Consider the following 18,830-nt stretch of genomic DNA (forward strand, 5'->3'; position numbering starts at 1 on the left):
CTGGTTTTACGGCGATTGCCATTGATCTTGACGGCGGACCTTTCTAGGTTCCGGCAAAACATCGCCGTTCTGTCGTGATCGGCAAACCCTGTCAGAAGGTAATACTAGACGATGGCCAGTTCTGAATTTCTGCTTAATTATCTGCCGATCCTGATCTTTCTCGGGCTCGCCAGCGTTTTCGGTTTGCTGTTTCTTGTCCTGCCGATGGTACTCGCCCCGACAGCTCCTGACCCTGAGAAGGTCTCAACCTATGAGTGCGGCTTTGAGGCCTTTGATGACGCGCGCATGAAGTTTGACGTGCAATTCTACATCGTCGCTATCCTGTTTATTATTGTCGATCTTGATGTCGCCTTCCTGTTTCCCTGGGCCGTAACACTGTTCAATCCTGAACTGGGCATGGACAGGGATTTCCAGATTTTCGCTTTCTGGTCGATGTTCGTGTTTCTGGCCGTATTCTTCATCGGCTTTGCCTATGAGTGGAAGAAAGGAGCGCTGGAATGGCGCTAGAGGACAAGTCTCCGACTTTACCTGGTTATGGTGTTGCAGCCCGTGCAACCGCGGAAGGGTATAGCCCCACGGCGAAGGACCCGTTCTTCAACCAGTTGAACGATGAACTGGCTGACAGGGGTTTTTTTACGGCACCCGCTGACGCTGTTATCAACTGGGCGCGCACCGGCTCCCTGATGTGGATGACATTCGGTCTTGCCTGCTGTGCTGTTGAAATGATGCAGGCGTCCATGCCGCGCTACGATCTGGAACGTTTTGGCATGGCCCCACGCGCCAGCCCGCGCCAGTCTGATCTGATGATCGTCGCGGGCACGCTGACCAACAAGATGGCACCGGCTCTGCGCAAGGTCTATGACCAGATGCCAGAGCCGCGCTATGTTGTGTCCATGGGCTCCTGCGCCAATGGCGGTGGCTATTATCACTATTCCTATTCTGTCGTGCGCGGTTGTGACCGGATCGTCCCGGTTGATATTTACGTACCGGGTTGCCCGCCAACAGCTGAAGCGCTGGTCTATGGCCTCCTTCAACTACAGAAAAAAATCCGCCGCGAAGGCAACATTGTCAGATAGGTACCTTACCCTCTTAATGAACTGAAATTCCTAGCTTGGCCTAATATTACTTTTCAGTTAGGATGGTGGCCAAGAAATTTTGGTGAAGGGTTATGGTAAAGTTTTTTCTGGGTTGTTTTTTTACTTTAATTTTGTTTTCTTCAGCTCTTGCAAGTGAAGAAACAGAAAAGGCTTGCCCCGGTTATTTAACTGATGGAACTGAAAATACTATCCAAAGAGCTATCAGACTAATTGATAGAAAACGAGTTCCTGATACAGCAGACTACCAGGCTGCAATAGACACGCTTACAACTTACATTGACTCGACTGCAGATATCTGTCCGTTCGATCTCGCCTCCCTTTATGAAATACGTGCTGGTTATTCTCTGAAGTTGACGCCTCCCGATTACGAATCAGCTGTTGCTGACCTTGAGGCAGTTCTGGATCTTGATGCTCTATTTATAGATCGTGAAACAAAGGCTGGAACAACAGGCTCTTATATCTATTACGCATACGGATTTTTCGAAGACGCTGAGCGTTTAATGTCTAAGGTTTTTGCGCTAAATGCTACCAGCGAAAGGCATAATTACTTCCGGCTCGCTGCGGCTATGTATGCTCAAGGAAAGTTTTCAGAGGCACTGGAGCCTGCCAGGAAGGCTGTTTACGAACCAGTTTTGAGCCTGAGAATGCATTCTTTGATATACTGGATAGCATATATTTCGAACTGGGAATGATCTCTGAGAGGGCCGCACTCTATTCATCATATGCTGAAGCCTTACCTGATATAGAAAAGTATACATCTGGCGTTCTCCAGTTCTCGAATGGGGAGGGGCCGGTTGTCGGAAGGGTTGACCCTTCGTCTTTTGACTTTCTTGGCATTGAGAAGATTAATCGTGATGCTTACATTTTGAAGCGTGTTCCACCACAGTATCCATCTGGCTGTACAATAAAAGTACCGGTCAATGTTCGGCACCGCGTTACTGTCGAATTTGATATCACGGAAAATGGATATGTCAGGGACCCTAGGGTAATCAGTTCCGATTTTGAGTGTCTGGAACTTGTATCGATGCGAGCTGTCAGCAAGTGGCAATATGAACCGAAATTATTGAATGGATCTACTGTGCCGAGGTTTGATGTGCGTACTACATTCGTGTTTGTGCTGCAAAACTAGGTATCTACTGAGATAGTTATGTTGCAGGTTTAGCCGGGTCTATATAAGAAGCCTGATAAGATACAGGATTACGGTATAAGCCGTGTGTCCGCTTTCAGGATGATACATGACTGAAGACCTTATAGAATTGAAAGAGCATATTGAGGCGAAGCTGGGCGAGGATCTCTCGGTGGCCAGGCTTGAATATGACGAGTTGACCCTCACAGTGAGTGCCAACACTGTGGTGGCGGTCCTGAAGTTCCTGCGTGATGACAGGCTATGCCGGTTTATCCAGCTGATTGACCTGTGCGGTGTGGACTATCCCCAGCGCAACAAGCGCTTTGATGTGGTCTATCATCTGCTGAGTATGCACAATAATCAAAGAATTCGGGTCAAGGCGCCAGTTGGTGAAGAAGAGAACATTCCCACAGCGATCGATGTCTTCCCATGTGCCGACTGGTTCGAGCGTGAGGCGTTCGACATGTATGGCATCCAGTTTGAGGGCCACCCGGATTTGCGTCGTATTCTCACGGATTATGGCTTTGAGGGGTACCCCTTGCGCAAGGACTTCCCCTTAACCGGGCATGTGGAAGTGCGTTATGATGATGAGCAGGCGCGCGTTGTCTATGAGCCAGTCAAACTCACTCAGGAATATCGGAATTTTGACTACCTCTCTCCCTGGGAAGGGGCAGAATATGAGTTGCCCGGTGACGAGAAGGCAAGCAGTTGAGCCATGCCTGAAACCGTCACGGGAAAATGTCTTTGTGGAAAAGTGAGCTTTCAGGCGCAGATTGAGGCGCGCCATGCGGGAGTGTGCCATTGCACCATGTGTCAGAAATGGGCTGGCGGTATCACTATCCTGACCGAGTGTCAGAACCTGAAAGTGGATGAAAGTCCTGAGCTCGGGCTATACCGCGCATCAGAATGGGGGGAGCGCGGCTTTTGCCGAAATTGCGGTGCGAGCCTTTTCTGGCGGATGCAGGATGGCAGTCATGCCAATGTTTCCGTGACGGCTCTCGACGGCATCAAGGATTTCACGCTCAACAAGGAAATCTTTATTGATGAGAAACCGGAATGGCATTCTTTTGAGCAGAACACAAAGCAAATGACCGGTGCCGAAGTGATTGCATTATTTACAGAAGGGCAGGCCAACTGATGGCAGATGGGACGAAAATCATCACCGTTGAAGATTCTGCGTCAGACGCATCTTCAGAACGTAATTTCACGATAAATTTTGGCCCGCAGCACCCTGCCGCCCACGGCGTGTTGCGCCTTGTGCTGGAGCTGGATGGGGAAGTGGTCGAGCGTGTCGATCCTCATATCGGTCTTTTGCACCGGGGCACGGAGAAGCTCATCGAGCATAAAACCTACCTGCAGGCGATCCCGTATTTTGACCGCCTGGATTATGTGGCGCCGATGAATCAGGAGCACGCCTTCTGCCTTGCGGCGGAAAAGTTGCTCGGCATTGACGTGCCACGCAGGGGCCAGATCATTCGGGTGATTTACTCTGAAATCGGCCGACTTCTCTCACATATTCTCAATATCACGACGCAGGCGATGGATGTTGGTGCCCTGACGCCGCCGCTCTGGGGATTTGAAGAGCGTGAGAAACTGATGGTTTTCTATGAGCGTGCCTGCGGCAGCCGAATGCATGCCGCGTATTTTCGCGTTGGCGGCGTTCATCAGGATCTGCCGCAAGAGTTGCTCGATGACATTGGCCAGTGGTGTGAAGAATTTCCGCAGGTCTTGGACGATATCGAGACCCTGATCACGGATAACCGGATTTTCAAGCAGCGCAATGCGGATATCGGTGTTGTCTCGAAAGAGGAGGCCTTTGACTGGGGCTTCACAGGGGTCATGTTGCGCGGGTCAGGTGTCGCCTGGGATCTGCGCAAGAGCCAGCCTTATGAAATCTATGACGAGTTGGAATTCGATATCCCTCTGGGCAAAAATGGTGACTGTTATGATCGCTATTTGTGCCGGGTTGAGGAAATGAAACAATCGCTCTCGATCATCAAGCAATGCCTTGCCAAGATTGAACCCGGCCCGGTGATGTCAGCTGATGGCAAGGTCGCGCCGCCAAAACGCGCCGAGATGAAGGACTCCATGGAGGCCCTGATTCACCATTTCAAGCTGTATACGGAAGGCCCGAAAGTGCCAGCAGGTGAGGTTTATACAGCTGTTGAAGCCCCCAAGGGGGAGTTCGGTGTGTATCTTGTGTCAGACGGCACCAACAAGCCATATCGTTGCAAGATTCGGGCACCTGGATACGCGCACCTGCAGGCGATGGACTGGATGAACAAGGGGCATATGCTGGCAGACGTCTCTGCCATTATCGGCACACTTGATATCGTCTTTGGCGAAATTGACCGCTAGAAAAGGCCACACATGACTGAAATGCAGCAACTTCAGTTGATGGCGGCTGGCGTCATCGCAGTGTTCTTTTTTGTGCTGGCAATCTCGATCCTGCGCAAACGTCACATGGATGGGCGGCCATGGGCCACCCGTGGCGGGGCTCTGGTCTATGCTATTATCTTTGCCGGCTTTGTGGGCGGCATCATGGTGCCATTACAAATGGACCTGATGAATGGCGGCATGGCAGAAATGAGCGACGCAGAGCTGATCACCAGCCGCTTGCCGGGACTTGTGTTCTTCATGCTTGTCATTCGCAGTGACGTGACAGGGCGGTTGCCCGTCGTTGGCACCTTTATTCGCGCTTACCGCAGCGCTATGTTGCGTCGGACCATTGAAGGGGCGCATAAACGACTTGAAAAAATGCAGGCGCTGGACGGACGCGCCGCAACAGGAGCTTGAAATCATGGCCGCACGCAAACCAGCCAGACAACAACCGGAAACCTTTCAGTGGACTGAAGAAAACCTGCAATGGTGCGAAGGGCAGATTGCCAAATATCCTGAAGGGCGACAGGCATCAGCCGTCATTCCCTTTCTCTGGCAGGCCCAGAAGCAGGAGGGCTGGATTTCCATCCCGGCGATGGAGGCAATCGCGCAGCAGCTCGACATGCCATATATCCGCGTCTATGAGGTTGCGACATTCTACACGATGTTCAATCTTGTCCCTGTGGGCAAATATTTCGTTCAGCTGTGCGGCACCACACCATGTATGTTGCGCGGCGCGGAAGACCTGAAAGATGTCTGTCGCAAAGTCATTGGTGCGGAAAATAGAATTACGGACTCTGGAAACCTTTCCTGGCTGGAGGTAGAATGCCTCGGTGCCTGCTGTAATGCCCCGATGGTGCAGATTAATGACTATTATTATGAAGACCTGACCCCGGAGAAGTTTGAAGAAATACTGCTGAAGCTCGACCGGGACGAATATGTTGAGCCGGGCACCTTCAATCCCGGACGCCACACGTCAGACCCTGAAGGCGATAATACTAGTCTGAATGACCCGGCACTTTATGACGGTTCTGCCGGGAAACCTGTCGGTAAACTTCCGAACAGTGAGCCAACACCGGCGGAATGAAGTCAGTGCGCGTCTCGGCTCTTTTTTATATACTGCTGTCATGCGCGCTTGTGTCACCTGTCTATGCAGCAGAAAAGCGCATCGCCCTGACATATGATGACGCACCGCGCAGTGATGCGGTCATATCAGGGGATGACCGCGCTGCCATGTTGATTGCCGGGCTTGAAGCAGCCGGCGTAGAGCAGGCGGGCTTTTTTATCACAACCAGCCGCATCAATTCGCCGGAGCGCCTGCAGCGCATTCAATCATATGCTGCAGCCGGTCATGTGCTCGCCAATCACAGTCATACCCACCCTTGGCTTCGTGAAGTCACTGCCGAAGAATATCTCGCTGATATAGACCGGGCGTCGGAAACCATGGCACTTTTCGAGAACACAAGGCCTTGGTTTCGTTTTCCCTATCTCAATGAAGCGCCGACAGTTGAAAAACGCGACGCAGTGCGCGCCGGCCTGGTGGCACGTGATCTGCGCAATGCCTATGTCACGGTTGATAATTACGACTGGTATCTTGAGTCCCTCTATCAGCGGGCCGTTAAGGCGGGTGAAGCAGTCTGTATGTCCGCATTGTCTGATCTCTATACAGATATGTTGGTTGATGCCGCGAACTTCTTTAATGATGTTGCAGTTGAAACCATGGGTCATTCACCCGCCCACACCTTGCTGCTGCACGAAAATGACATTGCGGCGTTGTTTGTTCTTGATCTGGTCGCTGCTCTTGAAGCTGACGGCTGGGAAATCATTACCGTAGATGAAGCATACCAGGATCCGATAGCCGATATTGAGCCTGACACCCGCTTTCTGGGGCAGGGGCGCGTAGCGGCCATCGCCAGTCTCAACGGCCGCTCCCCAAAGACATTCGATCATTTTGCGATAAACGAAGATCAGATCGAGACTGCTTTTCGTGAAGAGTATGGCGTCATTGGAGACCGCACAGATTGAGATGACTGTGCACAGTCTTAAAATCTCGGGGCCTAATACCTACATATAATGGGTACGATCCGGGAGGTTTTATGAGCAACGACGAAAATCGCCACTACAACCCTGAACTTGATCCGCTCCACGCAGCGAGCCCGTCAGGCCGGAAAGATGTCGCCTTCTGGCTTGGTGTGTTTGGTCTGGAACTACTGTTTACCGCTGCTATTACCGCTTTCGTCACAATGCAGTTTGGCTGGATCGCTGGAGTTGGAGCTTTTGTGTTGCTGATCTCACTATGCCTGGCCAGCATCTCCATCATGTAAGCTGCCGCATCAGTTTGCCGACAAGTGTTTGCGTTCGTAAGAAGTGATTAATGTCGCATAAGGATTAACCTTGGTAAAAAACGGCTCGCCATCTTTATCCGCGACATAATTTTCGTACATCTCAAAGTGTAGATGTATTGTGGTTGGCACAGACGACCCATCTGACTTGTAGAAGTCATTCGAAATGCGCCCGATACGTTGGCCCTTGTCGAGGTCATCCCCAACACCTACTGACAGGTCTGACATGTTGAGATGCAGATAGTTGTAAATCGTGCCTTCAGCACTTTGCAGCGTGACCCAGTGGCGGCGAATATCGACGACCCGGGAGTCTTCGACAGCAACTGCCCAATGTATGTCTTTCGTGCAGGTTGCCGGGCGAATATCCAGACCTTCATGCCCGCCACCCGGGCAGAGCTGTTGTTCTCGGGAGCGTTTTTCACAGAATGTGTCCTGCCACGGATAGCTGAAGTTTTCGATCTGGCATTGTCCGCCCTGCATGTCGTTCAGGGAGCCGTAATAACCGCCATATCGGTAAACTTGAGAGTTCAAAAAGGCGCGCTCCTCCGTGGGAAAGGTAAGGTCCGCTCGATAGACAGTAGCGTCCTCAAAACCCGGACCACTTTGCGGGAGCAGGTCACCGACCGGGAGAAAATCAAAGCTGTTGCCGGCATCGTCAAGGAGGTGGTCCGGTGTCACAGTGCTCTCGATACGGAGATCTATAGACGCGCTTTTGTCTAATGCAATCTCGTCTGTAGATAGCGTGGTCTCCGTCAGTTTTTCCGAGATGTTCACATCTTGTGTGTCAATCGGCTCCGCCTCCGGGCCTGTGTCATCAGGTGCATCGTCTTTTTCATCAAAGCTGACCTGATCCTTTTCCATAAGCAACTGCATGGAGTCAGCGAGTGCTGTTATAAAGTTATCCTCGGCACAGCGCCCGTCATTATTGGGATCATCGCAGATAAGCGATAGCACATAGCCACAGCCGAATCTGGAAAAGGACAAGTCCGTCGAGCTTTCGCTCCGGGTAATGATGTATTTAGCTTCAAGTGAGGGCAGTTCCGGCTTTTCAGCGCGCAACTGTTTCAGTCGTTCGAGAATGCGCGGAGGTTTTTGGAGAATAAGTTTCTTGCGACTGCCTGACACGCGCAGCGCAGTGCCATCTGCCAGTGAACCGGTGGCAGAATAGGCGTCGGGCTGACCAATGATGGAGAGACTGTCGCGCTCGACTTCCGCTGCTGCAGGTATGAGCACAGGCATTAACACGGCATTCAGTTCCGGGCGTGAGAGCTTAGGCAGCCTATCGGCAAGATCACCCTGCAAAGAGCGAAGATCGTCGCGCGCGTTCTGGCGATCTGCTTCAAATTTTGCCTCCACTTCAGCCCAGTTTATTTCCGGACGTGATGGTTGTGGCGGTTCACCAAAAGGCAACCGAGGCAGGCTCGGTGCATTGTCCCGCACTTGCTGCAAACGGTCTTGCAAGGCTTCGACGGGGGACGCGCGCGCTTGTTCATCGCTTTGCGCTGACGCAGAAGCGGGTGCGAGCAGTACCAGGCAACACGCAAAAGTCGCACAAAACAGGTTCCAAAATGTCATACCGCTCTCCTGCCGGAATCGTTTCAAGTTCTCACGGTGAATGGGTGATTGCAACTATCCACCATCTGTCGACATGATTGAAGAGTGAGCCAAGAGCGTACTTATGCCCGACGATGAGAACCGCCACTATAACCCGGAACTTGACCCGGCAAATTCAGCCAGTCCCAAAGGCTGGTTCAACGGTAACGCTATTCCCTTATGGGGCTGGGCGCTCGTCGAAACGCCTGGTGTCATTGGTTCAATCTGGGCATTGATCGCAGTTGGACCGATAGCTGCGCTGGTAGTCTTTGCATTCTGGAATTTGGCGCTGTTCGCTAGTTTAGGTGTCGATTCTGGCGGTTGTTAGCAAGAGCGCACAAAATCGTTGATCCAGCTTGGGAATTTGGCCAAATAGGGCGCTGCAATACCTATACTCACAAGCGTTAGACCAGCGACGAAAGCCAATCATGCTTCAAGATAAAGACCGCATTTTTACAAACCTTTACGGCCTACAGGATTACCGCCTTGAAGCGGCAAAGCAGCGTGGTGCCTGGAACCAGACCAAAGACATTCTGGAAATGGGCCATGACTGGATTATCGACCAGGTAAAAGATTCAGGTCTTCGCGGGCGCGGTGGCGCGGGCTTCCCGACGGGGCTCAAATGGTCATTCATGCCAAAAGAAGTGAAGGACCGCCCGCATTATCTGGTCGTCAACGCGGACGAGTCAGAGCCTGGCACCTGCAAGGATCGTGAGATTATGCGACATGATCCGCATCTGTTTATTGAGGGCTGTCTCGTAGCGTCCTTCGCGATGAAGGCGCACGCCTGTTACATCTATATCCGGGGGGAATATATTTTTGAACGCGAGCAACTTCAGCGCGCCATCGACGAAGCCTACGCCGCCAAACTGATTGGCAAGGATAATATCCATGGTTGGGATTTCGACCTCTATGTCCACCATGGAGCTGGGGCCTATATCTGCGGCGAAGAAACGGCGCTTCTGGAAAGCCTCGAGGGCAAGAAAGGCCAGCCACGGCTGAAGCCGCCATTCCCGGCTGGTGCCGGTCTTTATGGCTGCCCTTCCACTGTCAATAATGTTGAATCCATCGCGGTGGTCCCGACCATTATCCGGCGCGGCGCTGAATGGTTCCGCAAGTTTGGCCGTGAGCGTAATTCGGGTACCAAGCTGTTCTGCATTTCCGGGCATGTGAACCGTCCGTGTAATGTGGAAGAGGAAATGTCCATCCCGCTGAAAACGCTGCTGGAGACTCATTGCGGCGGCGTGCGCGGTGGCTGGGACAATCTCAAGGCAGTTATCCCGGGTGGCTCCTCTGTGCGTTGTCTGCCCAAGGATATTTGCGATGACGTACTGATGGATTTTGATGCCCTCATGGAGCATAAATCCGGCCTTGGCACCGCGGCTGTCATCGTAATGGACAAGTCAACAGATATCGTGAAAGCGATTGCCCGGATCAGCTATTTCTACAAACACGAAAGCTGCGGCCAGTGTACGCCGTGCCGGGAAGGTACCGGCTGGATGTGGCGCGTGCTGGAGCGCATGGCAGAAGGCAATTCCTCTACGGAGGAAATTGACAAACTGCTGGATGTGGCAGGCCAGATCGAAGGTCACACCATTTGTGCCCTCGGGGACGCTGCGGCCTGGCCGGTGCAGGGCCTGATCCAGCATTTCCGCCCGGAGATTGAAGAGCGCATCAACAAGTATCGCGCTGACCGAGGCCACGTGCAGGTCCAGGCGGCGGAGTGACTTTCCCCTGCATATGTAATGCTGAAGATAAGAATGAAGGTCGATATTTGATTGGAGTTGTAAGAAGTTTACAATTTTACAAAAAATTTGTAAAGTGAACATGTATTTTAGAGCCGATTTCATGCTGCGATGCAAAAAATGCCTGAATCATGCCATTGAATCTTTTCAAACCGACCTTATTTAGGTTGTAAAGATGTTGACAAGGTGTCGCGGCAGCCCTCATACACCGTGTGTACGCACAGGGGGGACTTTCGTAGCCACCCGGTTTATAGAAAGGAAACAAAAAATGTTTATTCTTATCGGTGGGGCAGAAGGGGACTGTATCGAGTTTGGGGCAGAAGGGGACTGCTAATACGCAAGAGTATGGGGCATTTATTATTGACCCGTATTTTTTATTTAATAAGTTAGGCCCCGATAGGGGCCTTTTTATTGGGGGGGGGTATGTCTTCGGCTTATAAATATTTGTATGTCTCAATCTTTTTCGTTATTGTGGCTGCGGTTGGTGTCTATTTATACGCAGATATTGGCGAAATTCCAATACAATTCGGAGAATTTGACACCACCCTCTCACCGGGCGTTTCTATTTCTTCGGCTACAATTCTGATTTTGGCAATTTTATCAGTCACCGTCTTGCTAGTGGATCGCTCTATTGGTCTCCCAAGGACTGTTCAAGCCATCGGTGTTTCATTCGCGGTCGCATTATTTGTAGTGGCGCTTTACTTACTTATTTTTGCTGCGCATTGGCAGGCTTTCGCGGTTTGTTTGGTCGGGGCGACTGGAACGCTTACATGGGCTCTGACAAATAGTGTAACCGTCCAAAATTTGAGAATACAACATACCTTCGATATTTTGTTGAGAATGCGAGAGAATACGGTTTTCCTTCAGCACAGAGACAATTTACTACAACGCTATCCTCAAGGTCAAAGAATAAAGTTGACGGATATAGAGGGCTTGCTGAGCGAAAGAAATGATAATTTCTCTAGCTCATTATATGAATCTGTACGATATTTATTGAACTATTATGAATTTATATCCTACGGGATCCGTAAGGGTGATCTAGATTCGACTCTAATGGAGCAAACGGTTGGAGACATCATGATTAGATTCCGTGAGAAAGTTCGACCAATATATGAGAGGCAGAAGCAAGTTGACAGAGAAAGATTCCCTGATGCGCGCAAGAGCAAAGTTTATGAACATTATGATTGGCTTTTGGACGAATGCTGGGGATCTAGGAATGCGGACTTTTCCAAATAGCTATTGATGAAAGCATTGTATTTGAGTTAGTTGCTCAATAAATCTCTCGGGTTATTGTGGGCGCGAAATGAATAAACCAATTAAGGCCTATTGGCTGTTCAAATCAGAAGTTGCAACATGGAGTTGGGATCAGCAACTCGCCAAAGGAGATGATGGCGAAGAGTGGGATGGCGTGCGTAATTATCAGGCACGCAATTTCATGCAGGAGATGAAAGTCGGGGATCGCGGCTTCTTTTATCATTCCCAGAAAGAAAAAGAGATTGTTGGTATTGTCGAGGTCATCGCTGAAGCGCACCCCGATTCGACCACGGATGATGAGCGCTGGGAATGCGTCGACATAAAGGCAATCGAGTCTGTTCCCAATCCTGTGACGCTGGCTGACATCAAAGCCAATCCGAAACTTGAAGACATGGTGCTGGTCAATAACAGCCGTCTGTCAGTTCAGCCTGTGACACCTGCGCAATGGAAAGAAGTCTGCAAGATGGCCGGCGTAAAGTAGGGCCTGTCAGGCGGGCTCTGCAGGTGATAAGGCCAGGCGATATTGGCGCTGCGGATAATAGTTTCGCCATCACCGAGGCTTTTTTCTACATATGATGCCATGTCGCTCCGCCTTTTGTGGGTATGGCAAAATTACGCATCAGCGCATGTTCTGTTCCATTCAGAGTCGCTACAGCAGGCGTTTCATCAGTTTTGCGACCGGTCGGTAGAAGTCATCGTCCCGCCAATAGGCGTTGTGTGACATGGGGTTCCAGCTTGTCAGAGCGGTGCCCGTATCAATGGCAATATCTTTCAAATCGCCGCGTTCCGCCATGGCAGTGTAGTGCGGCGCGACTGATGCCAGTGGATAGCCGAGCACATCATCCTTGTCATAATAATTCAGCCACCAGGGTGAAAGGCGCTTTTCTTGGGGCAGGTCTGTTCCCGGGAAGGTAATCGGAATGATACGCTTGGGGGCGTAGGAGAAGGTAAAAAGCGGAATGTTGCAGCCGAAAGTTACAAATGCCGCAAGAGTCTTCAGTTTACGGAAAGCGGTTGCGTGCGCGTCAGGTGCCTTGCCCAGATCATAGATGTAGTTTGACATGATGTGCCCACCCAGAGAGTGGGCAAGTATCACAAGCGGTGCGCTTTCATCTGTATCTTGATCAAGTTGGCGGATGACTTTGTCCACACGTTTATGAATGGTGCCGTAGGTATTGTCTGCCAGGTCGGCGGTCTTCCGGTAGGCGGCCGCGTCCCCCAGGTTTTGCACCACGAAACGCCGGAGATCATCATACCGGGTGCGTCGCCTGATCCGGGCAAGATATGTGTCCTGCCGATCCTGTAAAATATCCGCCCAGAAAATCTCACGCCAACTGATCGCACCGTCAAAGGCCAAGGGCCCGACTGCGCGGCGGATGCGTTTATACAGCGCCTTAGAAAATGTTGGACTGGCTCTGTCCCCCGTTTGCTTTACGCCCTGTGCGCCCATGCCATGAATCACAGCGACAGCCAGTTTCTTCACGATTGATCTCCTTTATGAGTTGAGATACCTTTTTTTGAGAACATATCATAAACAAATATAATTGACAATGTTTATATTATGTACTAAATGTGATTATCTTCGGGTGATCCGTAGATCAGGAAGGGGCCTTTGCGCCGTCCTGCGGCTCTTTGATATTCTGGACGATGCCACTGTCCGGCTTTGCTGGCGGTGTGCAAAAATCATTGGCTTGTGTGCTTGAGACATTTGCCGGGTGAAGGCGCTGTAATTTGCCAGGATAGCGGCAAAATAGGCTCATGCCGCCGATGGTCAGCGTTTCGGCCTCCTGCATGTTTTGCATGACTTGATCGTCCGGGATCCTCGGCTTATCCCCGCCCGATGACGTCACTCACTGACATAACGCTTGATCTCGCTTCTCCGGGAGACGCTACAGCCCTTACGGCTCTGGGCAAGGCAACCTTTGTGGAGACTTTCGGCCATCTCTATAAGCCAGAAGACCTGCAGGGCTTTCTCGAGGAAAACCACACGGCGCAGCATTATCAGCATCTGATCGAAGCTGATGCCTGGCAGGTCTGGCTTGCCCGGGTTCCTGGCGAGCCTGTCGGCTATGCTGTTGCGGGGCCGTGCACCCTGCCTGTGGATGATTTGCCTTCGGGGGCGGGGGAGATAAAGCGCCTGTATATACTGTCGGCTTTCCAGTCATCGGGCCTTGGCGGCGTCATGATGGACCAGATGATGAACTGGCTCGCGTGCGCAGGCTTCCATCCGCTTTATCTTAGTGTTTATGCCGAGAATCATGGGGCACAACGCTTTTATGCGCGATATGGTTTCGAGGTTATTCAGCGTTATGAATTCATGGTCGGTAATCACCGCGACCCTGAACTCATCATGAAGTGTCGCGACGTTTCAAAAGGCAGGATGTGAAGCTGCTGCTGATTTTCCCGGTTTTGCTACTGGCATCGCTCGCGGAACCCCGCTAAGGAAACGAAAATTTTCTGAATAAAAGTATCTTTCATGACCGATACACGTGCAATCAAAGTCAATGGTAATGAAGTCGAGGTCCGCGCGGACCTGACATTACTCCAGGCCTGCGAGGCTGCCGGAGAAGAAATTCCCCGTTTCTGCTATCACGAGCGGCTTTCTGTTGCTGGCAACTGCCGCATGTGCCTGATCGAGGTAAAGGGCGGCCCGCCGAAACCTGTTGCTTCCTGTGCGCAAAATGTGCGCGACTTGCGTCCTGGGCCGGAAGGGCAACCCCCTGAGCTGTTTACAAACACGCCAATGGTCAAAAAGGCCCGCGAAGGGGTGATGGAATTTCTGCTCATCAATCACCCGCTGGATTGCCCTATCTGCGATCAGGGCGGTGAATGTGACCTGCAGGACCAGGCAATGGCCTATGGCCGCGATGGCACGCGGTTTGAAGAAAACAAACGCGCCGTCGAAGAAAAGCATATGGGGCCTTTGATCAAGACGATCATGACCCGCTGCATCCAGTGCACCCGCTGCGTTCGGTTCGCAACGGAAGTTGCTGGTGTGGATGATCTGGGCTTGGTCAATCGCGGCGAGAATGCCGAGATTACAACCTATCTTGAAAAAGCCGTTGAAAGCGAATTGACCGGCAACCTGATTGATGTCTGCCCTGTTGGCGCTCTCACCTCCAAGCCCTATGCGTTCAGTGCAAGGCCTTGGGAGCTGCGCAAGACCGAAACCATCGACGTGATGGATGCTGTGGGGTCCAACATCCGCGTGGATGCACGGGGCCGGGAAGTCATGCGCATCCTGCCGCGCCTGCATGACGATGTGAATGAGGAATGGCTGGCAGACAAGTCGCGCTTTATCTGGGACGGTCTGAATCGTCAGCGTCTTGACCAGCCATATATCCGCAAGGACGGCAAGTTGCGACCGGCCAGCTGGGAAGAAGCGTTTGACGTCGCCGCGGCGAGGCTTGGCGCGGTAGCACCCGAAAAAGCGGCTGCGCTAGTGGGGGATCTTGTTCCCGCTGAGGCTGTGAAAGCTCTTAAAGACCTGATGGCCTCTATCGGTTCGCCGCATACTGACTGCCGTCAGATTGGTGAGGGGCTGGGCTTGTTGGCTGATGGAAGCCGCGCGCCACGTGAAAGCTATCTGTTCAACAGCGGCATTGCCGGCCTTGAACAGGCAGATGCAGTGCTGCTTGTGGGCACCAACCCACGTATCGAAGCACCGCTCATCAATGCCCGTCTGCGCAAGATGTGGCTGAGTGATATGAAGCTCGAGATCGTTCTGATCGGCGAAGCAGCTGATCTGACCTACGAGTACACGCATCTTGGTGCCGGACCTGACAGCCTGGCAACGCTTGTCAGTGGGGAGAGTGGCTTTCTTGAAATCCTCAAAAAAGCAGAGAGACCGGCCATCATTATCGGCAGCGCTGTACTGACACGCGCAGATACTGGCGCGTTGCTGGCGGAACTTGGTCAACTGGCCGGGACTGTTGGTGCAATAGCGGAAGGCTGGAATGGCTACAATATTCTGCATACAGCTGCGGCACGCGTTGGGGCACTTGACCTTGGCTTTCTGCCCGGCGTGGGCGGTCTTGCCATGGGCGGCATTCTCGATGGTGCGGCATCAGGCGATATAGAAGTCGTCTATAATCTTGGCTGTGACGAACTGGATGCGACAAAGCTGGAAAAGGCTTTCGTCATTTATCAGGGCCACCACGGCGACGCAGGTGCGCGCACAGCGGATGTTATTTTCCCTGGTGCGGCCTATACCGAGCAGCACGGTATTTATGTGAATACGGAAGGGCGGGTGCAGATGGCCCAGCGCGCCTATTTCCCGTTTGGCGAAGCGCGTGAAGACTGGGCGATTTTGAGAGCGTTTTCAGAAAAGCTGGGCAAAACATTGCCTTATGATGATCTTTTTGCCCTGCGACAGGCCATGATAGAGGACGCGCCCGTATTGGGGGCAATCGATCAGGCACCGTCACCAGCCGCGCTTGATGTCAACGCGTTGGGACAAAAAGGCGACACGGGCTCGGAGCCGTTCCGCTCGCCCGTCAGCAATTATTATCTGACGAACCCGATTGCGCGGGCCAGCAAGACGATGGCTGAATGTTCAGCAGCCCTCGTCGAGAAGCGAATCATGGCAGCCGAGTAAATGAACGGGAAAAACCTGACAAAAGCATGGAACTGGCAGCTACACCTACTTCACGAACAGAAAATGGCACGTTAGAAGGCGCGGCATGATTGAATTCCTGACAGGCAGAGACTGGGACGTATGGTGGAGCGGGGCGCTTTCAACCACCCTGCAGACGCTTGCCCTGATGGTCGTACTGCTGGTCTCGCTGGCATTTCTGCTGCTGTTTGACCGCAAGGTCTGGGCCGCCGTGCAAATGCGTAAGGGACCGAATGTCGTTGGGGCCTTTGGCCTGCTTCAGTCCTTTGCCGATTTTTTCAAATTCGTTTTGAAAGAAATTGTTGTGCCAGCGGGCGCGGACAAGACAGTATTCCTGCTCGCCCCGTTCATTTCCTTCGTGCTCGCCTTTATCGGCTGGGCAGTTGTGCCGGTCGGGCCCGGCCTTGTTGTGTCGGACATCAATGTCGGCATTCTCTATCTTTTCGCTGTCTCGTCGCTTGGTGTGTATGGCATCATCATGGGCGGCTGGGCCTCCAATTCGAAATACCCGTTTCTCGGCTCGCTGCGCTCCGCGGCACAGATGGTCTCTTATGAGGTCTCTCTGGGCTTTATCATTATTTCCGTGCTGTTGTTGGTCGGCTCAATGAACCTGACTGATATTGTCAACAGTCAGGACCGTGGCCTTGGTATTCTCAACTGGCACTTCATTCCGCTCTTCCCGTTATTTGTGATGTTCTTCATTTCGGCGCTGGCAGAGACCAACCGCCCACCCTTCGACCTGCCGGAAGCAGAGTCAGAACTCGTTGCCGGGTATCAGGTTGAGTATTCTTCCACGCCGTATCTGCTGTTTATGATTGGTGAATATCTCAACATTGTGCTGATGTGCGCCATGACAGTTATTCTGTTCCTTGGTGGCTGGCATGCCCCGATTGACGTGCCGGTCCTGAATGCAATCCCGCTGTTCTGGTTTGGGGCCAAGGTCGTCTTCATGTTTTTCATGTTCGCCATGGTAAAGGCGATTGTGCCACGTTATCGCTATGACCAGTTGATGCGTATCGGCTGGAAGCTGTTCCTGCCATTTTCGATTGCCTACCTCATCTTCGTGGCAGGCATGATGTTGATGTTCCCTGATCTTGCTGACTGGTTCCAAAGCTGGAGGGCCAACTGATGTCCCGTGTCGCACAAGCCCTGAACGGCATGTTCATGAAAGATTTTGCTGGCGCTTTCTGGCTGGCACTAAAGTACTTTTTCCGGCCCAAGGCGACGGTGAATTATCCTTTTGAAAAAGGGCCGCTATCGCCCCGCTTCCGCGGAGAACATGCCTTGCGTCGTTATCCCAATGGCGAAGAGCGGTGCATTGCCTGTAAATTGTGCGAGGCGATCTGTCCGGCACAGGCGATCACGATTGAAGCCGAGCCGCGTGATGATGGCTCGCGCCGCACCACGCGCTACGACATCGACATGACGAAATGCATCTATTGCGGTTTTTGCCAGGAGGCATGTCCGGTGGATGCCATCGTTGAGGGGCCGAATTTTGAATTTGCGACTGAAACCAGAGAAGAGCTGTTCTATGACAAGGATCGGCTTCTTGAAAATGGTGACCGCTGGGAGCGGGAAATCGCAAAAAATCTGGAAATGGATGCGCCTTACCGCTAAGGCGCGCCGCGAAATAATTCATGTGCGCCATTCGGGGCACGTCTACGGAACGAGGGGCCTTGTCAGGCCACATAAACAGCGCGAAGGCGCCTGACCTGAATATATGTTTGCACAACTCGCTTTTTATGTCTTTGCAGGGACAACACTCGCAGCCGGGCTAGGGGTCATACTGGCTCGTAACCCTGTACATTCCGTACTGTTCCTCATCACGGCGTTCATTGCCACTGCAGGCCTGTTCGTCATGATGGGCGCTGAATATCTCGCCATGTTATTGGTCGTCGTCTATGTCGGCGCGGTTGCCGTGCTGTTCCTGTTTGTTGTGATGATGCTCGATGTGGATTTTGCCGAGCTGAACGCTGGCTATGCGAAATATATTCCGTTTGGCATCGCGATCGGTGTTGTGCTTGCCGTTCAGATTGGTTTCATCGTTGCTGCCTGGCAGTTTCCGGATAATGCCGAACTTGCCCGCGAACACCCGTCACCCAGGGCAGGGCAGGTTATCGCCGACCCTGATGGACCGACCAACGTGGAGTCACTGGGGATGATCCTGTACACGGATTATGTCCATTTCTTCCAGATTGCCGGCATGATCCTGCTGGTCTCCATGATCGGCGCGATCATTCTGACATTCCGGGAACGTGAGGGCGTGCGCAGGCAGGATGTAACGCGTCAGGTCGGACGCAAGCGCGTGGAAGGCGTTGAGATTGTCAGCGTTCCAACCGGCAAGGGCATCGAGGGCTAGAGCACATGGAAATCGGACTTGGAAATTACCTCACTGTAGCGGCCATCCTGTTTGCGATCGGGGCCTGCGGCATTTTCATCAACCGCAAGAACATCATCATTATTCTGATGTCGATTGAGTTGATGCTGCTGTCTGTGAACATCAACCTCGTCGCATTTTCACAGTTTCTGGGTGATCTAGTCGGGCAGGTCTTTGCGTTCATGGTGCTGACGGTGGCCGCCGCAGAAGCCGCAATCGGTCTTGCCATTCTGGTAAGTTTCTTCCGCAACCGTGGTGACATCGCTGTTGATGACGCCAATCTGATGAAAAATTAGGGGGCA

Annotated in this window: 24 protein-coding genes; 21 read left to right on the plus strand and 3 right to left on the minus strand. The window is 52.2% G+C overall.

Translation table 11 applies throughout. From position 1 onward, the window contains the following. The first annotated feature begins 111 nt into the window (after positions 1–111). The 11 genes from ndhC (at position 112) to RAL90_RS05725 (ending at position 6,926) form a co-directional block, all read left to right on the plus strand. On the plus strand, positions 112–507 hold the full coding sequence (ndhC, locus tag RAL90_RS05680) for an NADH-quinone oxidoreductase subunit A (protein ID WP_306253555.1): 396 nt from the start codon (positions 112–114) through the stop codon (positions 505–507). Then, positions 498–1,076: an NADH-quinone oxidoreductase subunit B family protein gene (locus RAL90_RS05685; protein ID WP_306253556.1), complete on the plus strand. Its 579-nt coding sequence runs from the start codon at positions 498–500 to the stop codon at positions 1,074–1,076. Before ndhC ends, RAL90_RS05685 begins: the two co-directional genes overlap by 10 nt. 92 nt (positions 1,077–1,168) lie before the next feature. Beyond that, positions 1,169–1,789 carry a M48 family metallopeptidase gene (locus RAL90_RS05690; protein ID WP_306253557.1) on the plus strand — a complete coding sequence of 207 codons (621 nt, stop codon included), beginning with the start codon at positions 1,169–1,171 and terminating at the stop codon, positions 1,787–1,789. After that, positions 1,786–2,226: an energy transducer TonB gene (locus tag RAL90_RS16285; protein WP_372340407.1), complete on the plus strand. Its 441-nt coding sequence runs from the start codon at positions 1,786–1,788 to the stop codon at positions 2,224–2,226. Before RAL90_RS05690 ends, RAL90_RS16285 begins: the two co-directional genes overlap by 4 nt. A 106-nt stretch (positions 2,227–2,332) precedes the next feature. After that, the gene (locus RAL90_RS05695; RefSeq protein ID WP_306253558.1) at positions 2,333–2,935 is read left to right on the plus strand and encodes an NADH-quinone oxidoreductase subunit C; all 603 of its coding nucleotides are present in this window, start codon (positions 2,333–2,335) and stop codon (positions 2,933–2,935) included. 3 nt (positions 2,936–2,938) lie between these two features. Beyond that, on the plus strand, positions 2,939–3,361 hold the full coding sequence (locus tag RAL90_RS05700) for a GFA family protein (protein WP_306253559.1): 423 nt from the start codon (positions 2,939–2,941) through the stop codon (positions 3,359–3,361). Then, on the plus strand, positions 3,361–4,581 hold the full coding sequence (locus RAL90_RS05705) for an NADH-quinone oxidoreductase subunit D (protein WP_306253560.1): 1,221 nt from the start codon (positions 3,361–3,363) through the stop codon (positions 4,579–4,581). The genes RAL90_RS05700 and RAL90_RS05705 overlap by 1 nt, the downstream gene beginning before the upstream one ends. 12 nt (positions 4,582–4,593) lie before the next feature. Next, entirely contained in the window at positions 4,594–5,019 is a 426-nt protein-coding gene (locus tag RAL90_RS05710) for a hypothetical protein (protein WP_306253561.1), read from the plus strand. A gap of 4 nt (positions 5,020–5,023) precedes the next feature. Next, complete coding sequence (gene nuoE, locus RAL90_RS05715) at positions 5,024–5,689, plus strand: NADH-quinone oxidoreductase subunit NuoE (protein WP_306253562.1); 666 nt, start codon at positions 5,024–5,026, stop codon at positions 5,687–5,689. Then, positions 5,686–6,627 carry a polysaccharide deacetylase family protein gene (locus RAL90_RS05720; RefSeq protein WP_306253563.1) on the plus strand — a complete coding sequence of 314 codons (942 nt, stop codon included), beginning with the start codon at positions 5,686–5,688 and terminating at the stop codon, positions 6,625–6,627. The genes nuoE and RAL90_RS05720 overlap by 4 nt, the downstream gene beginning before the upstream one ends. 71 nt (positions 6,628–6,698) lie before the next feature. Then, entirely contained in the window at positions 6,699–6,926 is a 228-nt protein-coding gene (locus RAL90_RS05725) for a hypothetical protein (protein ID WP_306253564.1), read from the plus strand. Between the two features lie 9 nt (positions 6,927–6,935). Here RAL90_RS05725 and RAL90_RS05730 read toward each other — a convergent pair whose 3' ends face one another. After that, entirely contained in the window at positions 6,936–8,519 is a 1,584-nt protein-coding gene (locus RAL90_RS05730; RefSeq protein ID WP_306253565.1) for a M23 family metallopeptidase, read from the minus strand. A gap of 103 nt (positions 8,520–8,622) precedes the next feature. On the opposite strand from RAL90_RS05730, the gene RAL90_RS05735 reads away from it, so the two are divergent. From RAL90_RS05735 to RAL90_RS05750, 4 genes are all read left to right on the plus strand, one after another. Then, positions 8,623–8,865, plus strand: a complete 243-nt coding sequence (locus tag RAL90_RS05735; RefSeq protein WP_306253566.1) for a hypothetical protein — start codon at positions 8,623–8,625, stop codon at positions 8,863–8,865. Between the two features lie 100 nt (positions 8,866–8,965). Next, positions 8,966–10,264: an NADH-quinone oxidoreductase subunit NuoF gene (nuoF, locus tag RAL90_RS05740; RefSeq protein ID WP_306253567.1), complete on the plus strand. Its 1,299-nt coding sequence runs from the start codon at positions 8,966–8,968 to the stop codon at positions 10,262–10,264. Positions 10,265–10,705: 441 nt separating this feature from the next. Continuing rightward, complete coding sequence (locus RAL90_RS05745; protein ID WP_306253568.1) at positions 10,706–11,518, plus strand: DUF4760 domain-containing protein; 813 nt, start codon at positions 10,706–10,708, stop codon at positions 11,516–11,518. Between the two features lie 67 nt (positions 11,519–11,585). After that, entirely contained in the window at positions 11,586–12,017 is a 432-nt protein-coding gene (locus tag RAL90_RS05750) for an EVE domain-containing protein (RefSeq protein WP_306253569.1), read from the plus strand. A 168-nt stretch (positions 12,018–12,185) separates the two neighbouring features. Here the strand turns inward: RAL90_RS05750 and RAL90_RS05755 are convergent, their stop codons facing one another. Further along, positions 12,186–13,019, minus strand: a complete 834-nt coding sequence (locus tag RAL90_RS05755) for a hypothetical protein (protein WP_306253570.1) — start codon at positions 13,017–13,019, stop codon at positions 12,186–12,188. A gap of 115 nt (positions 13,020–13,134) precedes the next feature. After that, positions 13,135–13,338: a hypothetical protein gene (locus RAL90_RS05760; protein ID WP_306253571.1), complete on the minus strand. Its 204-nt coding sequence runs from the start codon at positions 13,336–13,338 to the stop codon at positions 13,135–13,137. Positions 13,339–13,376: 38 nt separating this feature from the next. Between RAL90_RS05760 and RAL90_RS05765 the strand changes: the two genes are divergently transcribed. The 6 genes from RAL90_RS05765 to nuoK all read left to right on the plus strand — a co-directional run bounded on the left by RAL90_RS05765 (position 13,377) and on the right by nuoK (position 18,824). Further along, positions 13,377–13,922, plus strand: a complete 546-nt coding sequence (locus RAL90_RS05765; RefSeq protein WP_306253572.1) for a GNAT family N-acetyltransferase — start codon at positions 13,377–13,379, stop codon at positions 13,920–13,922. Between the two features lie 90 nt (positions 13,923–14,012). After that, complete coding sequence (gene nuoG / locus RAL90_RS05770) at positions 14,013–16,133, plus strand: NADH-quinone oxidoreductase subunit NuoG (protein WP_306253573.1); 2,121 nt, start codon at positions 14,013–14,015, stop codon at positions 16,131–16,133. A gap of 85 nt (positions 16,134–16,218) precedes the next feature. Further along, a complete protein-coding gene (nuoH, locus tag RAL90_RS05775; RefSeq protein WP_306253574.1) occupies positions 16,219–17,280 on the plus strand; it encodes an NADH-quinone oxidoreductase subunit NuoH in 1,062 nt (353 codons plus the stop codon). After that, the gene (gene nuoI / locus RAL90_RS05780) at positions 17,280–17,768 is read left to right on the plus strand and encodes an NADH-quinone oxidoreductase subunit NuoI (RefSeq protein ID WP_306253575.1); all 489 of its coding nucleotides are present in this window, start codon (positions 17,280–17,282) and stop codon (positions 17,766–17,768) included. Before nuoH ends, nuoI begins: the two co-directional genes overlap by 1 nt. A gap of 103 nt (positions 17,769–17,871) precedes the next feature. After that, positions 17,872–18,510 (plus strand): NADH-quinone oxidoreductase subunit J, encoded by a 639-nt coding sequence (locus tag RAL90_RS05785; RefSeq protein ID WP_306253576.1) that lies wholly within the window; start codon positions 17,872–17,874, stop codon positions 18,508–18,510. A gap of 5 nt (positions 18,511–18,515) precedes the next feature. Continuing rightward, positions 18,516–18,824 carry an NADH-quinone oxidoreductase subunit NuoK gene (nuoK, locus tag RAL90_RS05790; RefSeq protein WP_306253577.1) on the plus strand — a complete coding sequence of 103 codons (309 nt, stop codon included), beginning with the start codon at positions 18,516–18,518 and terminating at the stop codon, positions 18,822–18,824. The last annotated feature ends 6 nt before the right edge of the window (positions 18,825–18,830 follow it).

The sequence above is a fragment of the Parvularcula sp. IMCC14364 genome (genome assembly GCF_030758415.1).
Taxonomy (GTDB): domain Bacteria; phylum Pseudomonadota; class Alphaproteobacteria; order Caulobacterales; family Parvularculaceae; genus Aquisalinus.

Bases quoted from the DNA above. Each gene is read 5' to 3' on its own strand.
- ndhC (WP_306253555.1), top strand. From the start codon at position 112: ATGGCCAGTTCTGAATTTCTGCTTAATTATCTGCCGATCCTGATCTTT.
- RAL90_RS05685 (WP_306253556.1), top strand. From the start codon at position 498: ATGGCGCTAGAGGACAAGTCTCCGACTTTACCTGGTTATGGTGTTGCA.
- RAL90_RS05690 (WP_306253557.1), top strand. From the start codon at position 1,169: ATGGTAAAGTTTTTTCTGGGTTGTTTTTTTACTTTAATTTTGTTTTCT.
- RAL90_RS16285 (WP_372340407.1), top strand. From the start codon at position 1,786: ATGATCTCTGAGAGGGCCGCACTCTATTCATCATATGCTGAAGCCTTA.
- RAL90_RS05695 (WP_306253558.1), top strand. From the start codon at position 2,333: ATGACTGAAGACCTTATAGAATTGAAAGAGCATATTGAGGCGAAGCTG.
- RAL90_RS05700 (WP_306253559.1), top strand. From the start codon at position 2,939: ATGCCTGAAACCGTCACGGGAAAATGTCTTTGTGGAAAAGTGAGCTTT.
- RAL90_RS05705 (WP_306253560.1), top strand. From the start codon at position 3,361: ATGGCAGATGGGACGAAAATCATCACCGTTGAAGATTCTGCGTCAGAC.
- RAL90_RS05710 (WP_306253561.1), top strand. From the start codon at position 4,594: ATGACTGAAATGCAGCAACTTCAGTTGATGGCGGCTGGCGTCATCGCA.
- nuoE (WP_306253562.1), top strand. From the start codon at position 5,024: ATGGCCGCACGCAAACCAGCCAGACAACAACCGGAAACCTTTCAGTGG.
- RAL90_RS05720 (WP_306253563.1), top strand. From the start codon at position 5,686: ATGAAGTCAGTGCGCGTCTCGGCTCTTTTTTATATACTGCTGTCATGC.
- RAL90_RS05725 (WP_306253564.1), top strand. From the start codon at position 6,699: ATGAGCAACGACGAAAATCGCCACTACAACCCTGAACTTGATCCGCTC.
- RAL90_RS05730 (WP_306253565.1), bottom strand. From the start codon at position 8,519: ATGACATTTTGGAACCTGTTTTGTGCGACTTTTGCGTGTTGCCTGGTA.
- RAL90_RS05735 (WP_306253566.1), top strand. From the start codon at position 8,623: ATGCCCGACGATGAGAACCGCCACTATAACCCGGAACTTGACCCGGCA.
- nuoF (WP_306253567.1), top strand. From the start codon at position 8,966: ATGCTTCAAGATAAAGACCGCATTTTTACAAACCTTTACGGCCTACAG.
- RAL90_RS05745 (WP_306253568.1), top strand. From the start codon at position 10,706: ATGTCTTCGGCTTATAAATATTTGTATGTCTCAATCTTTTTCGTTATT.
- RAL90_RS05750 (WP_306253569.1), top strand. From the start codon at position 11,586: ATGAATAAACCAATTAAGGCCTATTGGCTGTTCAAATCAGAAGTTGCA.
- RAL90_RS05760 (WP_306253571.1), bottom strand. From the start codon at position 13,338: ATGCAAAACATGCAGGAGGCCGAAACGCTGACCATCGGCGGCATGAGC.
- RAL90_RS05765 (WP_306253572.1), top strand. From the start codon at position 13,377: ATGACGTCACTCACTGACATAACGCTTGATCTCGCTTCTCCGGGAGAC.
- nuoG (WP_306253573.1), top strand. From the start codon at position 14,013: ATGACCGATACACGTGCAATCAAAGTCAATGGTAATGAAGTCGAGGTC.
- nuoH (WP_306253574.1), top strand. From the start codon at position 16,219: ATGATTGAATTCCTGACAGGCAGAGACTGGGACGTATGGTGGAGCGGG.
- nuoI (WP_306253575.1), top strand. From the start codon at position 17,280: ATGTCCCGTGTCGCACAAGCCCTGAACGGCATGTTCATGAAAGATTTT.
- RAL90_RS05785 (WP_306253576.1), top strand. From the start codon at position 17,872: ATGTTTGCACAACTCGCTTTTTATGTCTTTGCAGGGACAACACTCGCA.
- nuoK (WP_306253577.1), top strand. From the start codon at position 18,516: ATGGAAATCGGACTTGGAAATTACCTCACTGTAGCGGCCATCCTGTTT.